This is a genomic window from Rosenbergiella gaditana (genome assembly GCF_018494065.1).
Taxonomy (GTDB): Bacteria; Pseudomonadota; Gammaproteobacteria; order Enterobacterales; family Enterobacteriaceae; genus Rosenbergiella; species Rosenbergiella gaditana.
Genome location: NZ_JABBFR010000059.1, coordinates 1 through 625, shown reverse-complemented (window position 1 = coordinate 625; position 625 = coordinate 1). Strand labels below are relative to the sequence as shown.

Annotated in this window: 1 protein-coding gene; it reads right to left on the bottom strand. The window is 54.6% G+C overall.

Going from position 1 to position 625, the window contains the following annotated elements; genetic code table 11:
* On the bottom strand, positions 1–625 hold a 625-nt coding region (locus HH682_RS15420), incomplete at both ends, for an IS4 family transposase (RefSeq protein WP_214238364.1).

Here is a 625-nt window from a genome sequence, read left to right as displayed (position 1 = left end):
TCCCCCTTCAGACTGAACGCCATCTTAATCATCTGGTAACGAATAAGGTTATAAGTCAGTAAGATACCCCACAGCTCCTGCCTGACCAGTTCCGGCAATTTGCTTCTCAGCGCCCACCGGTTGCCCAGTAAAAACTGCTTCGCTTCCCGATACCCCAGCTCTATTTCCCAGCGATGCTTATAAAGCTCCGCCACGCTCGCCGCCGGATAACGCATCGCATCCGTCATTGACGTCAGCACCTGCCGTTCAACGCCGTTTACCTTGCGGCGGATAAGCCGCACGGTCAGTTCTTCCGGCAGGCCTTCCCACTGCTTTCTGGCCTGCGATGAGGTTTTCAGCCGTATCAGCTCGTCCTGTTTACCGAGCTTACGCACCACCTCGTACTGCGTGTTCTTTTTTAGCGGTGTCAGCCAGTGGCGATTTTCGCCCGCATTGTGCCAGCCATGTAGCAGTCCTAAAGAGTAAAAGCCCTTATCGAACAGCGTAATACTGTTATCCGGCGCGCTGTCTGCCAGCTGTGCCGCTAGGCGCATTTCGTTTATATCGTAACGGCCTGACACACTCGCGCGTAGCAGGTGACTGCTGAGTTCCATCAGACACACCATGCGGACCTGAGGATATCCGT